Below are 17,709 nucleotides of genomic sequence, written 5' to 3' on the forward strand. Positions count from 1 at the left end.
ATGCCCAATGCCCCACCTATTAAGAATAATCACAATAATTCATAATAGTCCTTGATTATACTTAAAATATGTGCAAAAATCTTTAAGGAATTATTAACAAATCAATATCAAGTAACTTTACACTAACCTGCCCATGTATTTTATTCTTCAACCAGCAGGATTTGTTAAGCTTACTTTTATGGGCTTTCCGTAATTTCTGAAGAGAAATAGAGAAAGACGCAAATATCAATAGATCCAAGCTGACAATCCTTTGCTTTAGGCGCTAAGGATAATTTTTACGACCGTAACTATACAAGAGAGCGCCTAGATGAGTCAGTTATACCAGACAGGGACTCTCGCATGAATATTAACCAATCGGAATCAACTGTAGAACTCAAACCACTGTCTCCGCCTTACTTTCTCTTCGGCAAAGATGCGGACAAAAGTAGTAGTGAGCAGTTTCTACTCAGCATCTACGATTCTGGACAAGCATCGATTTTTGTAGTAGATGTGCTGGAAGATGGGGATTTTCGCTATGTGGCACTGAATCCAACTCATGAACGCTGGCTGGGAATGAGCTCCGAGGAACTCCAAGGGAAAAAGCCAGAGGATATACTATCGCCTATGGATGCGGCGAAAGTACGTCAGCATTACAATGATTGCGTACGCTTTGGCAAAACTATTTCCTACGAACAATGCTTGCAATTCCAAGGTGTTCCTACATGGTGGAGTACGACGCTGACACCGTTGCGAGATGCGAATTCAAAGATTTATCGCTTGATTGGTACTAGTAGCAGTATCAGTCCAATCAAGCAGATAGAACGTAACGGGAAACTGCAAGCAGAAAAAGCGCAACTATTGGCAGATATAGACCAAAAAATTTGCCAATCGCAAGATTTAGAGACAATTCTGCCACAAATAGTTAAAGAAGCACGGAATTTATTAAGTTGCGATCGCGTTTTAGTTTACCGCTTCCAGGCTGATGGTACTGGTGCGATCGCCGCAGAAGCCACTATAGTTGCTCATGGCCCACTATTAGGGAAAAACATCCATGATCCTTGCTTTACTACTAAACATCAAGAACGCTACAGAAAAGGCGGGATTCAGGTTATTGAAGATATTTATGCAGCGGGGTTACATCCTTGCCAAATAGATTTTCTCGCCTCTTTGCAAGTTAGGGCTAATTTAGTTGTACCAATTCTCTTACACCAAGATTTGTGGGGGTTATTAATTGCCCAGTATTGTGACAAACCCCATCAATGGCGAGATGCAGAAATTGACTTACTCAAGCAGTTAGCAGTGCAAATTGGCATTGCTAGCCAGCAAGCTAAACTGCAGCAACAGGTAGAAAACCTGAAAGCTAAAATGGAGTTGCAACGCCAAGAGTATGCAGTTCAAGTCCAAAAGATTCAAGACTTTCAAGCACTGTGGCAACGCATCACAGAACAAATCCGCGACAATCTTGATATCAGCCAAATACTAGAAACAGTAGTTCAAGATTTAGCGCAGTTACTTAAAAGCGATCGCTGTCATATCGAACTCTATGACACTGACTGCACCTTAGCAACTATTGCCTATGAATACACCCATAGTTCACCTTTGTATCAAGGTGTAAGCAAGCAAGTTGCAGACTTCTCGGAAATTTACCAACGCTTGTTGCAAAAACAATCCCTGCATTCTGTGGAAATTCTTCACGGATGGCAACCAACATTGCAGGTAATTACCCAGCTAGCTTATCCAATTTTTGATCGCCAAGGAATGCTCGGCAATCTATGGCTGATCCGCACCACCCAACAGCCATTTGATGAATGGGAAAATGGCGTAGTGCAGCAAATCGCCAGTCAATGTGCGATCGCAATTCGCAATTCGCGGCTAAATCAAACTATCCAAACCCAAGCGCAAGAAATAGCAAGCATTGAACGCCTCAATAACCAATTTCTCCGCGCTTTAGCGCAAGAACTCCGCACACCCATTACTAGCATTAATCTTGCAGCCCAAACCCTTGAAAGTATGCTTAATCTAGAAGGGCTATCAGATAAAGACATAGTGCCACAACTATTGCAGATACTTCATAGCGAATGTGGTAGAGGTAGTAACTTAATTCAAGACTTGCTCACACTTACCCAGCATCAAACCCCACCCGATCCCCAAACCCTTATTCCCATCGACTTACAAACCTGGTTACCCCCAATTGTCGAGTCTTTTCGGGAAGTCACCGCTTGTCAGAAACAACAATTAAAGCTGAAGATTGACACTGCACTACCAACTTTAGCAACAGAGATTACCGAATTAGAGCGAATTGTTACAGAATTGCTTAACCATATCTGCAAATACACACCTACTGGTGAAACCATAACAGTATCAGTGCAATTGATAGCAGATATGATGCAGATTAGGTTCCAAAACTCCGGCTTAGAGATATCTGCTCAACAACGAGCAAGAATTTTTGAGCCATTTTATCACATCGCTAAAAATGACCCCTGGAAACATAGCGGCACCGGGCTAGAACTAGCATTAGTGCAAAAAATGGTCACCAATTTAGGTGGTAAAATTCACGTAGAAAGTGTAGCAGGAAAAACTACATTTATAGTAAAACTCCCTAGAGCTTAAAACCCGCTCCCAGACTGCACTAGTAAAGCCGTCAGCAATTTGCTATAATCATTATTCGTGTGGGTGACTAGCTCAACGGTAGAGCATCGGACTCTTAATCCGCTGGTTCTGAGTTCGAATCTCAGGTCACCCATTACGTTTTAGCCTTTGCAAAAATCAGGCTTGACTAGAATTTGACTAGATTCCGCAAATATCCCCCTCGAAAATGCTTGTTTTGAGGGGGATACAGCTATTTTGTCCTTGACTAAATTTGATAAAAATCCCTAATAGTATCAGCATTGCGATCGCGTGCTTGTCTGCCTAGCATTAATCGGTCTACAATGCAGTATTAAGCCTATTTTTGACTGTCAGATAGCTGTCAAGACTAATTTTTTACTTCGAGTTTAAGTGGCTGTCGCTAGATAAAGACTCCGGCGGGTAAAAAATTCTCTCTAGTCCCGTGACGGATTTGACCAACATTTTTCAGTATTGCCAAATAGCAAATTGTCCTCGCTGGCGATCGCCACCTTCCAGTAGCCTCAAACCCTTACTCTTTCGTTAAATGTCAGTTTGCCATTTGGCTAGTCTTTGTCGTGTTCATATTCCCGAATTTTAAACACCCCCTGCCCTTGCAGGAAATGCTCTACGTCTCTCATTGATGCGGCTACCCTGCCAAATTTATGATTTATCTTTTCATCTAACTGACGGCAAATTAAGTTAACAGCTTCTACCCTGTTTAAATAGTCTTGTACATGCAGGTCTAGCCGCTTATCCAGTCCAGTGTATTCTTTTTGTAAAATCTCAGTTTTTTGGGTAGATATATTGACAGTATTTAAATCTTCCCTGAGATTTTTAATTTCAGCCTCTAGTGCATTAAATTTTGAGACAGTTTTAATTATTAAGCCTATTAGCACTGAAAGACTAACGGATGCACTTAACAGAATGCTGACTGTTTGCAGATTAAAGTTAATAGTTACGCTGTTAGGGTTAACAGCAATAAAATTTCTCATTTATAAATTATTAAGCGTTGACTTAATCTCGTCTATAGAAGTTTTGATAACATCAACTTCATCCCCGGAATATTGCCAAACTTCTACCAACATTTCCTGATGCCAAGGTGGTACTCTAACCTCGACATAATAAGGGTAAAGCTGTAATTCAGGAAATTGGATTAATGTTAAAGTTCCTAGTCTTAAATCCTGTCTTGCAGTTTCTACACCTGCTGCAAATAATGAGGTAGAAGATGGCAAGGTAAATAAATTCATGTATGCCGTCCCAGCGTATCTCCAAGTATCTTTAGCCTGGCGATTTCGCATACCAATCATTAAAATACGGCTATTGACAATTACGGTTAAAGGCTTAAAAAAAGCTGGTTTATTAGGGAATTTGACAGGAGTTAGTTTCGTCCTCACCACCAAATCCCAATTAAGCCGGTCATGAATTCCGGTCATTATTTAGTCCGAAGTATCCCACCTAATAGTCTGTCCTGCAGGCGTTCTAATTCCAACAATTCCCTTGCTTTTCCCATTTTTTTGAAAATAAAGAATAGCATCGGTAACTGTACAGCCACTGCCCAATGGCAAGGCAACTGTTTTATATGTTCCTGGTGACTTCCCTACTGTTTTTGCTTTGCTAAAAATTAGCGTTATAGAAATACGTCTATAACTTCCTTGAGCGTTAACGCGCTTAAAAGTTGCAGATCCTTTAGCCGTTTTTGAAGTAACACTTTGAGTAGGTAGCGTAGTAATAGGCTTTAATCCAAGCTCTTTAGCAACGTTCTCCTTAACTCTGACTAACTGACTCTTTCCAGGCTTTCCTTTAGCAGAGGCAACTGTCCGTCCAAAAGGCAATTTAACCAAAACCCGCCCGCCCTTAGTAGGCCCTTTCCTCGTAGCCATAATGAATCAAGTCTCCTAGATTATGGGTTTATGGATGATTACGGCAAGTAATCAGTAGCAGTCATTACTGGCTTACCAGCAGAGTCTAGGGACGGAACGATTGGGAGAGTTGCGGTAACAGTAGCGGTCAATCCTTCCAAATCAATCGCAATAGTAATGTTATTGGGTGCAGTAGGGGTAACCGCTTGCTCCGCAGATGCAAGTAATTGAGCCATTTCTAAAAATGCAGCCGGAGAATGAGACCCTTTTAACTCACCACCAGTGCCTACATTGAATGGGGCTGTTCCTAAGTAGTTGGTAGCAGTGATCACGATTTGACCAGAAGAGTTAATAGCACTGCCCACTGGTAAAGATGCTGTAATTGTTGCTGTTCTAGCTTCAGCATCATAAGCTACGTTGAGGTTGTTGAACGTAACATCAGCTGTCGATGCGGCCCGCTCTGCCTCATTAAGAATATGCGACAATTCCAAAAAAGCAGCCGGCTTATTTGTAGATTTGAGTGTTCCACCACCATTATTAAAAGTGCTCATGTTCTACGTCCTTGTACGGAGTGATTTAAGACACTATCTTTATAACAGTATTTGAGAATAATCTTTTGTCTGGAAACCTCGCGCTGTCATAACTGCGCGATTAAAAGTAAATGCGCCACTGTGGATTAGGAACATTTTGTCCATGAGGGTAATAGTCCGCTCTAATTGGTGTCATTTCATCTCTTTTGACCTTGGACGGACTGCCCAAAACAAAATTATCTTTATCTTTGATAAACTTGTCATCGACAAATTTTAAAAAATACCTAATAACTGATTTACCTTCGTTCTCAGATACAGCATTTATTACTATTTTTGTCCTATCTTTTAAATTAAAAATGACTGGTTGATTCCCCTTTGTATACTTTGGAGGCTTGATACTTTTGCTTCCTTTGTAATGAGGAATATTTAAATCATAATAACCTTTGCGTTCTTTGCTATTGGTTCTATAGATAATTTTTAACTGAGGGATGTCTGTACCCGAATGAATTATCCAGCTTTCAGGGTAAGACAATACGCTATTCTCTGCAGCAGTCAACCGAGTAAAAAACATCTGCTTATTTGCAACAATAATAGCTGAGTCGTTCTCGTAAATAAGTAGACAATCTCTTATTGCTTCTCTGCCAGTATTTGCACCACGATAAGTTTGATTGTCAGCATCAGTTTTTAATGTTTTAAAGTATTTTTTGACTTCTCTGTTATGAGTGATGCGTATAACTTTTCTCGTGAACTTCCAATTTTTGTAATTAACTGGCACTTGTTAAAACCTCATCATCAGCGTTGATTTTAGGTGGATTGCTTGATTTATCTAGTGTTGATTCTGTGCCTGTTTGTTCTTTCTGTCCACTAGTCAAAGCTTTCTTAAATTCGGCTTTTTGATTAGTTAACTCTTCTACATCTTCTTTGATGCTTCTGACTGAGCTAGTAACGGTTTCGATGCTGCTTGCTGCATCTGATAAGTTATCTAACTTGTCTACCATTCTTTGTAGTTTGGTTGTACCCAAATTAGTAGACATTGGTTTATATGCGTCATCACTCACTACACCTTCATTTCTTAAGGCGTTGCCAATGTCTGCTACATTCACACCTGTAACAACAGCGATGTCTCTAGTACTATCTATAATGTTTCTGACAGTACTGAGGATATTTGCACCGGCTTGATAAATTCTATTAGCTTGCTTCCAGGCTAAAGTTAACTTTACATAATTTTCTAAACCTAATGTTCTCTTTAATAAGTCAGCGATACTGCCTTTTATTAGGTCTCCGGCATCATAAGGATTGCCTTCAGCATCTTTTAATCCGAAAACAGCCAACGTATTAGTAATACTTGATGTTAATGTACTGACTATATCGTTAGATAGCATTGTTGCATTATGCAGTGTTGTAGCTAACGTTATTAAATTTGTAATTCGGTCTAACATTGACCAGGAAGCAAATCGTTGAATTTGTCCTGTTATGCCACCAATAACTTGAGAACCTAGCTTGAGGTTAACAATATTTGTAATACCTAAATTCGTAGTAGTTTTAGCCTCTATTCTGGCTAATGCCGCTTTGATAAAATTCAAATCTGCTGGGTTCACATCCTTACCATCCTTTCCATCCTTTCCATCAATCCCAGGTCTTCCATCTCTGCCAATCCCTACATCTCCTCTATCGCCTTTATCCCCTTTCTCTCCCTTCTGTCCAGGTAGATAAATGCTGTAAATGAAACCATCCTTTCCTGGTATTCCTTGTAATCCTCTATCGCCTTTTTGTCCTGGTAAACCTCTCAAGCCTGGTAAACCTGGAAGACCTCTATCACCTTTTAAGCCTTTAAGTAATTTAATTCCCTGATAAAGGCTGATAGCAGTTAAGGCAGTTGTAAGCGCTACACCAGCTTTACCAAGTGCATCACCACCAATTTTTAATGCCTTGTCACCTATCTTTTTAGCTAGCCCTGCATTCTGATCAGCTATTTCAGCCTTTGCTTGTGCCCTGATAGCATCAGCTTGAGCTTTTTTCGCTGTAGCACTTGCACCACTAGCAACCCTTACCGCAGTGTTAGCCGTACCTTGTGCGCTTTCTGCTTTCTGGAATGCATTAGTTGCTAGTCCTAAAGCAGATGCAGCATCCTCACGAATTTTAGGTATTTGGTTGCTGGCGTTGAGCGCTTCTATCCTTGCTTGGTCAGCAAGTGCCTTTACTGGCGGAACGGTAGCGCCTACAGCTTCAATTCTTCTGGTTAGAGTAAAGAGCTTGCCTAGTATTCCGCTTAAATCATTACCCAGTGCATCTAATCCCCTTTCTACAGCATCAATTCTTGCACCTAAAGTTTCGAGAATTGCTATCTGTTCAATCATCGTGAGAATAGTTGCTACTACGCCGATTATCTCAAGAATTTTTCCTCCCCACTTAGCAACTGATTTTAAAGCTTCCTCACTAATACCTATTGCTTTACCAGCTTTTAAAATTGCATCTCCTGCAAGTTTTTCAGCTTTCTCAATAGTGCTTGAAAGTTTGCTAAGTTGACCCTTGAAACCATCAACTAAACCTCTTATTCCCTTAGTTTCCTTGATAGCATCCTCAGCTTTACTAGCAGCACTACCAGCTTTTGATACTGCGTCAAGTGATTTGTTAATAGCATTGCCCGATTTTAAATCAGCCTGGTTAGCAACATTTTTTGCTAATTCTGAATTTTGAGAGGCAATCCTAGCGGCATCTTTCGCGGATAACGATTCTCTTTCGGCTATTCGTGCTTTAGTTTCTGCGCTAACTGCTTGTACTTCTACAGTGTCAGCTTTGCGTTTAGCTCTTGTAGCAACCTCATCAGCTTTCTTAGCAGTGCTATTAGCGTTTTTTGCTTGCCCATTTGCATTTGTTGCTTCTCCTTTAGCTTCATTAGCTTGTCTCTTTGCTTCTACTGCTTCACTAATTGATTTTTCTGCTTGTCTCTTAGCTTCTAATGAATTTTTATTACTATTAGTAGCTGCACTATCAGCTTTAAATGCTGTTTCTAGTGCGTCTTTGGCTTTGCTTGCTGCGCTATTAATTTGTGGTTCTAATTTGTTATAAATTACCGTTGCACCTGCCGCTACTGCTACATCAATCCTAGGAACAATACTCATCTCAGAACGTTTAACAGCTTGAGCAATAATAGCGTTCTCATCAATTGTTTTTAACTTTGCTATTTCTCGTTTTAAAGCTTCAATCTCAGCTTTTAATTGTGTGCAATTATCAGCCATACTTGACCTTACCTTTACTGTTCACGATTTGAACAGTATTCTTAATTTGTCTAACTTGACTCGCTAAACTTGCACAATCTTGGCAACAGTAACCGGGATAACTATCACTTTCACATCTGCAAGTGCCAGCAGGACAATCAGCACAAGCAACTTCAAAACTACCTGGGTAATCTCCCTCAGTTGTAAAAATAATTGTGCTTGTACCTGCTTTTTTTATCTCTAGTTTTGACTTACGGATATCTGGTTTTGTCGTTGGGCAAGATGCGTCATTGTGAGTAGTAAGCGTAGATGGATTGACAGCAAATACAGCCTCTAAAACATCAGAATTGCAGTACTGAACATACAGGGTATACCTAAAGATTGGGTCAGAACCAGCACCGTTATCTACTATTTGATAGTTTCTGACTGTTAGATTGACGTATTGAAAATTGTTTGTGCTATAGACATTTATTCTGTACCCAGTACTAGAGAAATTAGCACCATAAGTTGAGTAATCCGTCATCGATACATCAATGGGTGACTCTTTGGAAGAATAAATCTGTTTTGATTGTCCATTGAATTTAAAATAAACTTTTGGACTGTCTCCGATATTGCAATAACTCATATTTTGTTACCTCTACAAAATGATATGTAGTGAAATTATTAAGCAGATATCGGGAATCCTCGACCGGGAATTATTGATAAATCCTCAGCACGATTAGAGAATCTCAAATCATCGATATAACCGTAAAAGTAATTGTTAGCAGTAGATTGTGCCCTACCTACTGTTAAAGGTAATGAGTTATTCAAACTTATGGTGTGTGTTGCGCTTCCGTCTCTAACGCCGTTTATCCACAAAACCAGTGATTTATTTGTAGGATGAATTACCGTGTCAACCGTTACACGAACTCCGATGTAACTCCACTGTAAAAGCGGTAATGATACGCTTCCTATGATGTCTGTCCAATTACTAGTAGAGTCAGCCCTTACAACAAATCTAAGCTTATTACCGTTAAGTGCAAGAAACCAACTCCATGCAGTAGAAGCGCTATATCTATCAAGTATTACCCGCGTACCCGTAACACTTAATGGCTGTACCCATGCCTGAATAGTAAAGTCACTATTGCCAAAAGATAACTCGCTTGCTGATGGCATAGACAAGCTACTTGCACCGTCAAAATAGATACTACTACCATCAAACCTGGATTGACTAACAGTAATTATTGGGCTTCCTTGTGTGGTAATAGTTCGATTGTAGTTACTGTTATCAGTAAATGTTGATTGTCCGTCCGAACCGTTGCCTTTAAGCAATAGCAATCTATTTGAGTAGTTTGCATCATTCCCATAGTTAGGCGTAGTACTTGGCGCTAGTCCCGCTACAAAGTTAGATGCTTTGATGCGGTATGTTTGATTATTTGCGTCATCTTGAAGTACAAGCCAATCATTATTAACACGTGATGTTTTTATGACTGCTAAGTTTTTAATATTGCTCATAGCTAATAGACCTCAAACTCATGTAAGACAAACTGAAAAATCCTGTAATTTACGTTTCCCTTTTTCTTAAATATCGTTCTCCAATATTCAAGATAGAAAGTATCAAGAATATCACCTTGATTAAAAGTGATGGGTACGCCGTTTTCGTCGGTAATAGGATTACCGTTCTCGTCAGTGAGTTTACCCGCAAAAGTGTCTAGTACCTTTAATAAAATAGCGACTAGCAAAGATTCCGCAGTATTATTGCTAGCCGCTAAAAGTCCAGGTAAGTCACTTTTTTTAATTGTTATGGTGTCAATATTTTGAGTTGCACCATCACCAAATAATTGTTGTAAAGTGACTTGCATTTTTAGAATAGGTCAGGGTCAACATCAGTACTTGCATCAACTACTTGCAAATTTACAGTTTTTGAATACTGCCTATATTGCGTTGTACCTCTAGTTGTAATTTGCTGGTAAGAATCCTCAATACTAATCTGTTGCTCTGTATTAGCTTCAAGGTTTGTAGGTGTTAGATAGGTTTGCCAAAGTTTGAGTAATGAGACAACTAATGACTCAGCACTGTTAGTTGATGAAGCGGTCAAACCAACGGCTAACAAATCAGCTTTTTTAATCACTAAATCGGTTGATGTCTGGCTAGCATTTGCGCCGAAAATTTGAGCTAAAGTTGGTTCTGCCATGTTGCTAAGTTACATAAATTCTTTTTCTTTTATAAACAACATTTTGATTAAAGGCGATCGCATTTCACATAAAACATCTGAAAAGTACGATCGCACTCGTTGCAGAACCAGCGCTGAATTTTAGCGCCGCTTTTGTGCTTGTTATGCCCATTGCGGTAGATATTCCTGGCTTTGCAGTATGGGCATTCCATCGGCTTTACATCATCGGTCATAACGGACATTTAAGTTTGTCTTTTTTGACGTACTCTTGGCGGCCAGAAGCAAACTCAACTTGTAGCTTACGTCCCCCGCTAGCAAAGCCAACAATTTCAACCCATTCCCCGCCGTAATCAGCCAACTGACCACCGCCAATAGGATTCCAGGGTTGTGCTGGCAATGGGTACAAGTCGCTCCAAAGTAATCGCGGTTCCGATGCACTGTCACCTTTGATCAACACATCAGCTTTTTTGTTTTTGTATATTTTGGTTACTTTCACCTGCTGCTTGAGCGATCGCGATAAATAAACCCCTCCCACCTCAATGTTTTTGCTATTTCGTTTGCGATTTCGTACTACAGATTCAGGTTTTGAAAGGTGATCATCGCTTGAGGTGATCACCTGGTGATCAGCTTGGTGATCACCAGCTTTACAATTTGGAGTGCTTGCAGTGCAATTATCCTGGGAATTGTTAAGCAAGCTGATCACCTGATCATCCTTTTTCTGCCTATTAGGGACAATTTCTAAATTCGTTTTTTTTGCAATTTCAGGCATACTTAGATGATCAGCTTTGTAAAGTTGTTCAGAATTTTCTTGATTTGCAATGCTTTGAGGTGCTTTACAAAGCTGATCACTCAAGCTGATCATAGGGGTGATCAAGGGTGATCCATCGTTTTTATACAAGTCGCCAGAATCAGCGCTATCACTTGTCTGACAATGGATTTGTTGTGTTTCAGGGGTGATCCACTGATTGGATGTTACTGTTAACGATTGTAAAGGCTGTAACGGACTCTTAATACTACAATTTCCGTCATCACGGCTGATGTAGTACAATTTCTTCGTTCCGGTGGAAGTTATTTCCTGACAAGAAATAACCCCGTCACGCGCTAGTTGAGAACAGCAGCGCCGTGCATTGCCATCTGATGTACTGATTTGGCTAGCAATCTCTTCTGCCTCAAATTTGATGTTGGCGTACTCTTGTAAAAATTTGATGATGCGGGCTTTAGTCGAGTTGTCAGGGGAACCCATTTCTTGTCCAACTTCCTCCAGGAGCGTAAAGCTAAAATCTTCCTCATTGAAGAAAAGGCGATAGCTGCAAGGGAATCTACGCGATCGCGATTTTTCAATGGTGAGAATTTTCTCTTGGGGGTTAGCTGTTGGGCTGGTGTCTCTCTCCAGCTTGACCACCTCAGAAACAGCGTTTTTAATTGCCGATGCACCCCTAGCTTTACCTTCCTTGCTGGAGTGGTGAACAATAATGATAGTTTTGCCAGTTCTGGCCGCGATTTCGTTTAACTCTAGGACTGGGCGGGAATATTCGGTTCTGTTTTCGTCATATATTGAGTAGCGGTTAACAAAGGTCAGTGAGTCAATCATGATCACTGCCGGGTCAAATTCCTCAATGTCCTGGTAAAGTGTGGCGATCGCGTCGGTGTTCCAGCCAAACCTAACCTGAGTTCGCTGACGGGCTTCTGTCCCTGGGTTGAATCCGCGCTTGTTTAGCGCTTGAAGCATATCGTGCTTAGATTCATCACCCTGATAAATTAAGACTTTTCTTCCTTCAGATGTGGCCGGAAAGTTATTCCAGTTTTGACCAGTGGCAAGGCAGAAAAGCAGGTCATATAACCATTTAGTTTTACCTACCCCACCGTCAGCATGTACCAGCATGGTTGTAGCGTCTGGTAATATCCCCCCCAAAAGCCACTTCCTAACGGTTGTGCCAACTTCCTGCTCAAGTTCATCTAAACTCCGGCGGGCTTCAACGTTAGCGCAAAGCGACTTCATATAAATTTCTTCCAGGTCTTTGACTCTTCTGCCTGGGGTGCGATTAGCTAATTCTTGAAGCTTGTATAACTTGAAACCTGGATCTGAAATTCTCAGGTAAATTTCTTGCAGTTCTTTGAGTAGCTGATTGTAATGCCACTTCTGCCTTTCGTTCTCTGTTTGGAACAGTGGTGACTCGATAACAGCCTGAGTTTTTTTACCAACAATAGAAGCAATATCTGACCATTCTTGCTCAGTATCGTAGGCTAAATAGTAGGCTTCATTCAGTGTTTTAAGCAGTTCACGGCGTTTAGCCTTTTCAATGACTTTCTCTGTTAAAAAATCAATATTTACTGAGCTTACTGTTCTGTCTATAAGTGTTGCTAGTTTGTTCCTTCCGCCAATTCTTTCTAACAATCCTTTGTCTGATAACCAGCTAGTAACACTCAATAAATCGGTCGGTTCATTTCTTTTACAGAGTCTTAGACAGGCTTGATAAATATCCTTGTGAGCGCCAATATAAAAATGTTCTGGTTTTAATCTATCCTTGACTCTATAAATAGCTTCTGGGTCAAGCATGATACCACCAAGAATTTCTTCTTCTGCTTCAATATGCTGTGGTGGTAATCTATCAAGGGCAGGACGAAAGTCTACTTCATCTGTGTAAGTATAAGGTACTGCTACCATTTTTCAGTACCTCCATTTCCGGTGAAAGTGTTAGAATATATAGAATATTCTTTGTTTTGCTTGCCCCCTTTCTGGGCATTTTTTTTGTAATCAAAGAATGTCATTTTTATTACCTTTCTGAAGTTAATTTTCGTGCTGCTTCTTTGAGTGACTCCGGTATTTCCGAGTTAGCTGCAAAGAATCCTGGTGTAGCTTTTAAGTACATGCAGGTCATTAATATTGCTTGTTCTCGTGTTAATTTGGGGTCTAATGACCGCATGAAATTAAGTAGTTCAATAACAAACAATATGAGGTTTTTTATCAGTGATAATTCCCTGAGCATTTAAAAACCGCCTCCAGTTTCAAACCATCTCATGTCTAAGATTTTGAAAAGCGTTTCCCAATTGTTCATGTGCAATTTACCGTCCTGTCCATGTCGTTGGAAGAATGCTTGTATTTCTGGGTCACTGGAATCAATTTTCAGAAGTGACATTAATTGTTGGCATTGAAAGTAAAAGCTGAGGAATTTGGTTAAGCGATTTAGGCAATAGTCTGAGGCTTGTTCAGGTTTGTTGATAAATCTGCCGGTTCTGAGTTCTACTTGTTGGATAAATGCCTGAACTCTTGGGTTCTGCCAAGTCCATTTAAGATTGGCAAGTGCTTGATTAAGGTTGTTGATTGTTTGTTGTGTTGGCATGGTCATTGGTAAGCGATCGCTTATAAGTTCCGCATAAGCATCTCTAGCAACTTCTGAGCCTGTTTTTGGCTAACAGTAAAAGTTATTCGATTGCGTTTCTTACTATTGAACTGGATGGTTATTTTGCATTGTTGATTTTGGTCATTCATTGGTCATTAGGTATTAGGTAAGCGATCGCTCTTCTTCCATTCGCTTTCGGGAACACTTAGGAAAAGCAGTCCAAGCTGCAAACTGGACTGCTTTGTTGTTAACGGAAAAAATGGAATGAACAAAGTTAATTTGACTGATGATGATGTTGTATCTATGAGTGAAGATGCCAGCTTTACCAAATCATCAACATCAACAGCTAGAGAGTTAATGTCCGCGCTAGAAGAATTACTTTGCAACAGCGATTTAAATATCACTGTGGTTTCAAGCTGGGCTGACGGAATCGGAGTAGATTGCAAAGTGATACAAGCTAAAGGTGGCGGCTGGAAGACAGGAAAGGTAAGACTCCAAATTGAATTTATTCCTGACCAGCCGGCTACACCTGTTAACCGTGATTTTTCACCATTGGACGATTTAAGGAATAATTTATGATGTTGAGTTAATACCTACAAATAAAGCCGTCCTACTCACTTGTAGGGCGGCTTTATTCCTGTTCATCCTCACTCACTTCGTTTTGTGAAGCTAAATTGTAGATTTCTTGTTCGAGTTCTTTTACCATTTCTCTAAAAGCAAGTTCTCGCTCCTTGCTTTCGTTCATTCGCGTCTCAAGCCGTTCCTGATGTCCTTGAAGATATGACAAGTACTCATGTTCTATTATTTTGAGACGCTTTAGGATTTTCCCAACGCAATGGCTTGTTGATTGATCTGTCCAAGCGGTATTTTCCCTTGAGCGATGAGCCTGATTAATTCGGATCGAGTTACCCCCATTGCCTTGGCTTGAGCATTGAATGCTTCCCAGTCCCTTTCGCTGATCCGGACTGTTGCCCTCATCGTATCTTCCGTCAATTTTTTCGGTCGTGCCATTTATCGAAACCACAATAACTACCCCATTATTGTACGAACAGAATAATTTCGTATGAACAAAATACTTGACAAGGTTGTTTTGTTCGTCCACTATTATATTCATATTATGGACGAACAAAACTAAAATATACAAGCTCCCTCCCGCCTAGACCTTGCGGGACACACCAGTAACCACGGAGCAAGCACCCGCGCCAATTCGCTGAAAGCGCAGCGCGGAAACACCCTACCTGATGCCAAGAGTTGTTTAGTGGAGGAAACGCCTATAAGTAAAGGGAATTGTGACTCATATTTGTTGTTGCTTACTTCAAAATTTTTTTGTTGCCAGCGCACAAGGCTAATGTCGCTGGTAACTTCCCCACCATGAAACAAAACGCAGATATCACACAAGACTTGCAACTACTGGAGTCAAGACTACAGCATGTCTTGCAATCTCCAGCCTATGCAAACCTAGTCAGGTCAGGTAATTACAGCCCTTACCTATCACTTTTAGATGCACTTCATGCCGTCCAGGAGTGCAAACGTACCAACTTGGCGTTAACGAAAGGTAAACGCTAATAAAAATCCATCGGCATTGTTGCGATGCCGATGGATTTGAACGAATGGAAATAAATTATCTAACCAATGATTGTATGACAAAACCACTTGGTTATTACACCAGCAATACCCCACCAAATGAGGGCGTATTAGCTGAGTTACAAGATGCCTTTGGCGCACAGCTTCAAAACTTAAACAAAGCTCAAAAGCTGGTGCTAATCGCAATCATCGCTGGTGATTTGGCCTGCCAATACTCAATGACCGATCAACCTTATGGGAACCAAGTTTTTAACTATGTTTCCAAAATTCGCGAGTTACCGCTATCAGACAGAGAAGGGCTAATTGAATGCTTAATCAACGGAGTGAGGTATCAATGACAGAGTATAAACCCTGGTCAGTTCTATTTTACAACTCAGGACTAATTCGGCAAGAGATAGCACGTTATAGCCTTCGCGGTGATGCAGAAACTCACGCTCAAAACTTACGGCGAATGATGCGTACCGCTAAGGTTGAAGTCGTTTTTAATCAGCCAGTGGCAACGAGGTAACATTATGCAATTAAAAAGCATCAGTTATAAACGTGTTCTCAACTTAGGAAATTATGAGAACAAACATCTAGAATTGTTCGCTGAAATGGCAGACGGAGACGATGAAGACACTGGAATTCAACATTTAATGGAATTAGTTGAACGTAATATCCGCTCCCAAATTGGCAAGGATTTTCAGAAACAAATCCTAGATTTAGAAGCCAAAAAAAATACTTTATCTGACGAGGTTTATTACCTTAAACAGGAACTTGTCAAACTCGGAAAAATTAAGGACGAGCCAGCAAAGGAGGATAATCCTGATATCCCTTTTGACTCCGGGAATGCTGCTAATACTACACTAGACAACTTTTAACTAATTTAGGCGATCGCTGTGGGGCGATCGCTTATTTAATGAACAGTGTGGAAAAATGTTTCAACGTAAAAACAAAGCTCATAATGTCATTTGCCCTAAATGTGCCAGTAGTAACTCCATATTTCTTGTCGAAACAATAGCACGACTGGGACAATTTCCTTTTGTGTGTGAAAGTTGCTCACATAGCTGGTTAATTGTTAGGGATTACAAACCCCATGATCCGTTTGTTAGAGAAGAAGCTGATTTTAGATGCCCTTGCGGCGGGTTTCATGACCTTGTTTCTGATGAGGATGAAGGTAGTTATTACTGTCAGAAATGCCACTCATATATTGTTTAAAAAGCCACATAACACAAAATCATGAAAACGATTTGTCTCGTATATCACGACTTAGTAAAAGAGAAAAAACACGGGCTCTCTGAAGGAGACACACTCACCGATGAATCGTTAGTAGTAAAAGAAATGGTTATTCCCGGAATGCTTGATTATCCACCTATGTATATCAGGCACTTAAATTTAATGTTTAAGGGCAAGCGATATTTCATAATCAGCATGACTGATTACGAACTAGACGAAACTAAAAAGCAAGAAATTATCAATGGGGCTGAACAGTTTGTAAAACAGTTGAACTGATGGAATGAAAAGAACACAAAAATACTCTAAAGCACTAGATTTGCTAACATTTCCTCATCAAACCCAAGACCAACTCTACAGCGAGCTAAACCGACTTGGGTGGTACTGGGAGCCACAGCGCAAGGAGTGGATAAGAGATGATACTCCAGCGAAGGAAGCAAGCAAGTTAATTAGAATTCGGGTATGGGCTGCTAGCGATAAAGTCGCCGATGTCGTTGATTCCTTTGTGGAAATAGCTGAGGATAGCGGACTAAGGCTTTTAGAGGAATCAGCACCTTATCCTTGCCGTCCACCAAACCAAAACGACAGCAGAATTTACCTAACTTTTGAATAAAAAGAGCGATCGCTTTTAATTAGGCGATCGCATTATCTATATGTAATTGGGTGCGTTAAAAATCTCGGAATGTTACTGCAAGGGGAACACCCCATCAGTAAGGCGATATTAACACAACATCAAAAATAAGTATGAGTGATGAAATTTTACGCCAAAAAGCTATTGAAGCTATCCAAGACATTTATCAAGAAGCTAGAGACAAGAAAATTAAGCAATTAGCTGAAGACTATATAACTGAGCAATACGCACCAGTTGGACAACGTGTATATTGTTGGGAAGTTTGGGACGACCCCGACGACGATTTAAGCTCATATACAGAAAGTGGTATGAGCGCCCCGGATGAAGCTGATTATTATTCTTGGTCAAAAGTTACTCATTGCGAAATTATTAAAAGTCATATCAGCGAAAGCAACGATGAAACCGGAGAATATTGTGTTGATGTTCATTGCTTAATTGCTACTAGCGAAGGCACGCAAGCAGACGAGGACGAAGATGAAATTTATGATATAGAACCCAATGACCACATAATCTACGTTCATATCGAGCAAGACGACGAAGGAGATTATTGTGTCGTCGGGACAGAAGAATAAAACAGCTACAGTTTAATATTGGTA

At 40.3% G+C, this 17,709-nt stretch carries 22 protein-coding genes and 1 tRNA gene; 9 read left to right on the top strand and 14 right to left on the bottom strand.

Annotation, left to right across the window (positions count from 1 at the left end; genetic code table 11):
• Positions 1-339 precede the first annotated feature (339 nt).
• Together AACU25_RS31210 and AACU25_RS31215 are read left to right on the top strand one after the other, a co-directional pair.
• Entirely contained in the window at positions 340-2,589 is a 2,250-nt protein-coding gene (locus tag AACU25_RS31210) for a sensor histidine kinase (protein WP_096582323.1), read from the top strand.
• Positions 2,590-2,650: 61 nt separating this feature from the next.
• Positions 2,651-2,722: transfer RNA gene (locus AACU25_RS31215), tRNA-Lys, on the top strand.
• A 427-nt stretch (positions 2,723-3,149) separates the two neighbouring features.
• On the opposite strand, the gene AACU25_RS31220 is transcribed toward AACU25_RS31215, so the two are convergent.
• From AACU25_RS31220 to AACU25_RS31285, 13 genes are all read right to left on the bottom strand, one after another.
• Positions 3,150-3,578, bottom strand: a complete 429-nt coding sequence (locus tag AACU25_RS31220; RefSeq protein WP_096582325.1) for a hypothetical protein — start codon at positions 3,576-3,578, stop codon at positions 3,150-3,152.
• Entirely contained in the window at positions 3,579-3,980 is a 402-nt protein-coding gene (locus AACU25_RS31225; protein ID WP_190445646.1) for a hypothetical protein, read from the bottom strand.
• A gap of 42 nt (positions 3,981-4,022) precedes the next feature.
• Positions 4,023-4,427, bottom strand: a complete 405-nt coding sequence (locus tag AACU25_RS31230; RefSeq protein WP_190445647.1) for a hypothetical protein — start codon at positions 4,425-4,427, stop codon at positions 4,023-4,025.
• Positions 4,428-4,504: 77 nt separating this feature from the next.
• On the bottom strand, positions 4,505-4,996 hold the full coding sequence (locus AACU25_RS31235; RefSeq protein WP_096582331.1) for a hypothetical protein: 492 nt from the start codon (positions 4,994-4,996) through the stop codon (positions 4,505-4,507).
• Positions 4,997-5,096: 100 nt separating this feature from the next.
• A complete protein-coding gene (locus tag AACU25_RS31240; protein ID WP_096582333.1) occupies positions 5,097-5,750 on the bottom strand; it encodes a hypothetical protein in 654 nt (217 codons plus the stop codon).
• Positions 5,740-8,214 (bottom strand): collagen-like triple helix repeat-containing protein, encoded by a 2,475-nt coding sequence (locus AACU25_RS31245; protein WP_096582335.1) that lies wholly within the window; start codon positions 8,212-8,214, stop codon positions 5,740-5,742. The genes AACU25_RS31240 and AACU25_RS31245 overlap by 11 nt, the downstream gene beginning before the upstream one ends.
• A complete protein-coding gene (locus AACU25_RS31250; protein ID WP_096582337.1) occupies positions 8,207-8,818 on the bottom strand; it encodes a hypothetical protein in 612 nt (203 codons plus the stop codon). The genes AACU25_RS31245 and AACU25_RS31250 overlap by 8 nt, the downstream gene beginning before the upstream one ends.
• A 38-nt stretch (positions 8,819-8,856) precedes the next feature.
• On the bottom strand, positions 8,857-9,510 hold the full coding sequence (locus tag AACU25_RS31255) for a LamG-like jellyroll fold domain-containing protein (RefSeq protein ID WP_190445648.1): 654 nt from the start codon (positions 9,508-9,510) through the stop codon (positions 8,857-8,859).
• Positions 9,511-9,689: 179 nt separating this feature from the next.
• Positions 9,690-10,034, bottom strand: coding sequence for a hypothetical protein (locus AACU25_RS31260; protein ID WP_096582341.1), 345 nt, complete (start codon positions 10,032-10,034; stop codon positions 9,690-9,692).
• 2 nt (positions 10,035-10,036) lie between these two features.
• Positions 10,037-10,366: a hypothetical protein gene (locus AACU25_RS31265; protein WP_096582343.1), complete on the bottom strand. Its 330-nt coding sequence runs from the start codon at positions 10,364-10,366 to the stop codon at positions 10,037-10,039.
• 47 nt (positions 10,367-10,413) lie between these two features.
• Positions 10,414-10,578: an IS1 family transposase gene (locus tag AACU25_RS31270; protein ID WP_190445649.1), complete on the bottom strand. Its 165-nt coding sequence runs from the start codon at positions 10,576-10,578 to the stop codon at positions 10,414-10,416.
• Positions 10,575-13,010 (bottom strand): AAA family ATPase, encoded by a 2,436-nt coding sequence (locus AACU25_RS31275; protein WP_096582345.1) that lies wholly within the window; start codon positions 13,008-13,010, stop codon positions 10,575-10,577. Before AACU25_RS31275 ends, AACU25_RS31270 begins: the two co-directional genes overlap by 4 nt.
• 322 nt (positions 13,011-13,332) lie before the next feature.
• A complete protein-coding gene (locus AACU25_RS31285; RefSeq protein WP_096582349.1) occupies positions 13,333-13,686 on the bottom strand; it encodes a hypothetical protein in 354 nt (117 codons plus the stop codon).
• Between the two features lie 264 nt (positions 13,687-13,950).
• On the opposite strand from AACU25_RS31285, the gene AACU25_RS31290 reads away from it, so the two are divergent.
• Entirely contained in the window at positions 13,951-14,265 is a 315-nt protein-coding gene (locus AACU25_RS31290) for a KGK domain-containing protein (RefSeq protein ID WP_096582351.1), read from the top strand.
• A 237-nt stretch (positions 14,266-14,502) separates the two neighbouring features.
• On the opposite strand, the gene AACU25_RS31295 is transcribed toward AACU25_RS31290, so the two are convergent.
• Positions 14,503-14,697: a ribbon-helix-helix protein, CopG family gene (locus AACU25_RS31295; protein WP_190445650.1), complete on the bottom strand. Its 195-nt coding sequence runs from the start codon at positions 14,695-14,697 to the stop codon at positions 14,503-14,505.
• Between the two features lie 360 nt (positions 14,698-15,057).
• Here AACU25_RS31295 and AACU25_RS31300 point away from each other — a divergent pair, with 360 nt between their 5' ends.
• The 6 genes from AACU25_RS31300 to AACU25_RS31325 all read left to right on the top strand — a co-directional run bounded on the left by AACU25_RS31300 (position 15,058) and on the right by AACU25_RS31325 (position 17,685).
• Complete coding sequence (locus AACU25_RS31300; protein ID WP_190445651.1) at positions 15,058-15,252, top strand: hypothetical protein; 195 nt, start codon at positions 15,058-15,060, stop codon at positions 15,250-15,252.
• A gap of 74 nt (positions 15,253-15,326) precedes the next feature.
• Positions 15,327-15,608: a hypothetical protein gene (locus AACU25_RS31305; protein ID WP_096582355.1), complete on the top strand. Its 282-nt coding sequence runs from the start codon at positions 15,327-15,329 to the stop codon at positions 15,606-15,608.
• The gene (locus AACU25_RS31310; RefSeq protein WP_190445652.1) at positions 15,605-15,778 is read left to right on the top strand and encodes a hypothetical protein; all 174 of its coding nucleotides are present in this window, start codon (positions 15,605-15,607) and stop codon (positions 15,776-15,778) included. The genes AACU25_RS31305 and AACU25_RS31310 overlap by 4 nt, the downstream gene beginning before the upstream one ends.
• A 4-nt stretch (positions 15,779-15,782) precedes the next feature.
• The gene (locus AACU25_RS31315; RefSeq protein WP_096582357.1) at positions 15,783-16,130 is read left to right on the top strand and encodes a hypothetical protein; all 348 of its coding nucleotides are present in this window, start codon (positions 15,783-15,785) and stop codon (positions 16,128-16,130) included.
• 635 nt (positions 16,131-16,765) lie between these two features.
• Positions 16,766-17,095 carry a hypothetical protein gene (locus tag AACU25_RS31320; RefSeq protein ID WP_096582361.1) on the top strand — a complete coding sequence of 110 codons (330 nt, stop codon included), beginning with the start codon at positions 16,766-16,768 and terminating at the stop codon, positions 17,093-17,095.
• 131 nt (positions 17,096-17,226) lie between these two features.
• Entirely contained in the window at positions 17,227-17,685 is a 459-nt protein-coding gene (locus AACU25_RS31325) for a hypothetical protein (RefSeq protein WP_096582363.1), read from the top strand.
• Positions 17,686-17,709: the final 24 nt, after the last annotated feature.

Origin of the sequence: Tolypothrix tenuis PCC 7101 (assembly GCF_963874875.1) — a bacterium.
Lineage (GTDB): Bacteria > Cyanobacteriota > Cyanobacteriia > Cyanobacteriales > Nostocaceae > Aulosira > Aulosira tenue.

What these genes read in the sequence shown, in the direction of transcription:
- AACU25_RS31265 (WP_096582343.1), bottom strand. Translation starts at nt 10,366, where the DNA reads ATGGCAGAACCAACTTTAGCTCAAATTTTCGGCGCAAATGCTAGCCAG.
- AACU25_RS31290 (WP_096582351.1), top strand. Translation starts at nt 13,951, where the DNA reads ATGAACAAAGTTAATTTGACTGATGATGATGTTGTATCTATGAGTGAA.
- AACU25_RS31310 (WP_190445652.1), top strand. Translation starts at nt 15,605, where the DNA reads ATGACAGAGTATAAACCCTGGTCAGTTCTATTTTACAACTCAGGACTA.
- AACU25_RS31325 (WP_096582363.1), top strand. Translation starts at nt 17,227, where the DNA reads ATGAGTGATGAAATTTTACGCCAAAAAGCTATTGAAGCTATCCAAGAC.
- AACU25_RS31245 (WP_096582335.1), bottom strand. Translation starts at nt 8,214, where the DNA reads ATGGCTGATAATTGCACACAATTAAAAGCTGAGATTGAAGCTTTAAAA.
- AACU25_RS31285 (WP_096582349.1), bottom strand. Translation starts at nt 13,686, where the DNA reads ATGCCAACACAACAAACAATCAACAACCTTAATCAAGCACTTGCCAAT.
- AACU25_RS31295 (WP_190445650.1), bottom strand. Translation starts at nt 14,697, where the DNA reads ATGGCACGACCGAAAAAATTGACGGAAGATACGATGAGGGCAACAGTC.
- AACU25_RS31270 (WP_190445649.1), bottom strand. Translation starts at nt 10,578, where the DNA reads ATGACCGATGATGTAAAGCCGATGGAATGCCCATACTGCAAAGCCAGG.
- AACU25_RS31210 (WP_096582323.1), top strand. Translation starts at nt 340, where the DNA reads ATGAATATTAACCAATCGGAATCAACTGTAGAACTCAAACCACTGTCT.
- AACU25_RS31305 (WP_096582355.1), top strand. Translation starts at nt 15,327, where the DNA reads ATGACAAAACCACTTGGTTATTACACCAGCAATACCCCACCAAATGAG.
- AACU25_RS31300 (WP_190445651.1), top strand. Translation starts at nt 15,058, where the DNA reads ATGAAACAAAACGCAGATATCACACAAGACTTGCAACTACTGGAGTCA.
- AACU25_RS31260 (WP_096582341.1), bottom strand. Translation starts at nt 10,034, where the DNA reads ATGCAAGTCACTTTACAACAATTATTTGGTGATGGTGCAACTCAAAAT.
- AACU25_RS31275 (WP_096582345.1), bottom strand. Translation starts at nt 13,010, where the DNA reads ATGGTAGCAGTACCTTATACTTACACAGATGAAGTAGACTTTCGTCCT.
- AACU25_RS31315 (WP_096582357.1), top strand. Translation starts at nt 15,783, where the DNA reads ATGCAATTAAAAAGCATCAGTTATAAACGTGTTCTCAACTTAGGAAAT.
- AACU25_RS31250 (WP_096582337.1), bottom strand. Translation starts at nt 8,818, where the DNA reads ATGAGTTATTGCAATATCGGAGACAGTCCAAAAGTTTATTTTAAATTC.
- AACU25_RS31320 (WP_096582361.1), top strand. Translation starts at nt 16,766, where the DNA reads ATGAAAAGAACACAAAAATACTCTAAAGCACTAGATTTGCTAACATTT.
- AACU25_RS31235 (WP_096582331.1), bottom strand. Translation starts at nt 4,996, where the DNA reads ATGAGCACTTTTAATAATGGTGGTGGAACACTCAAATCTACAAATAAG.
- AACU25_RS31220 (WP_096582325.1), bottom strand. Translation starts at nt 3,578, where the DNA reads ATGAGAAATTTTATTGCTGTTAACCCTAACAGCGTAACTATTAACTTT.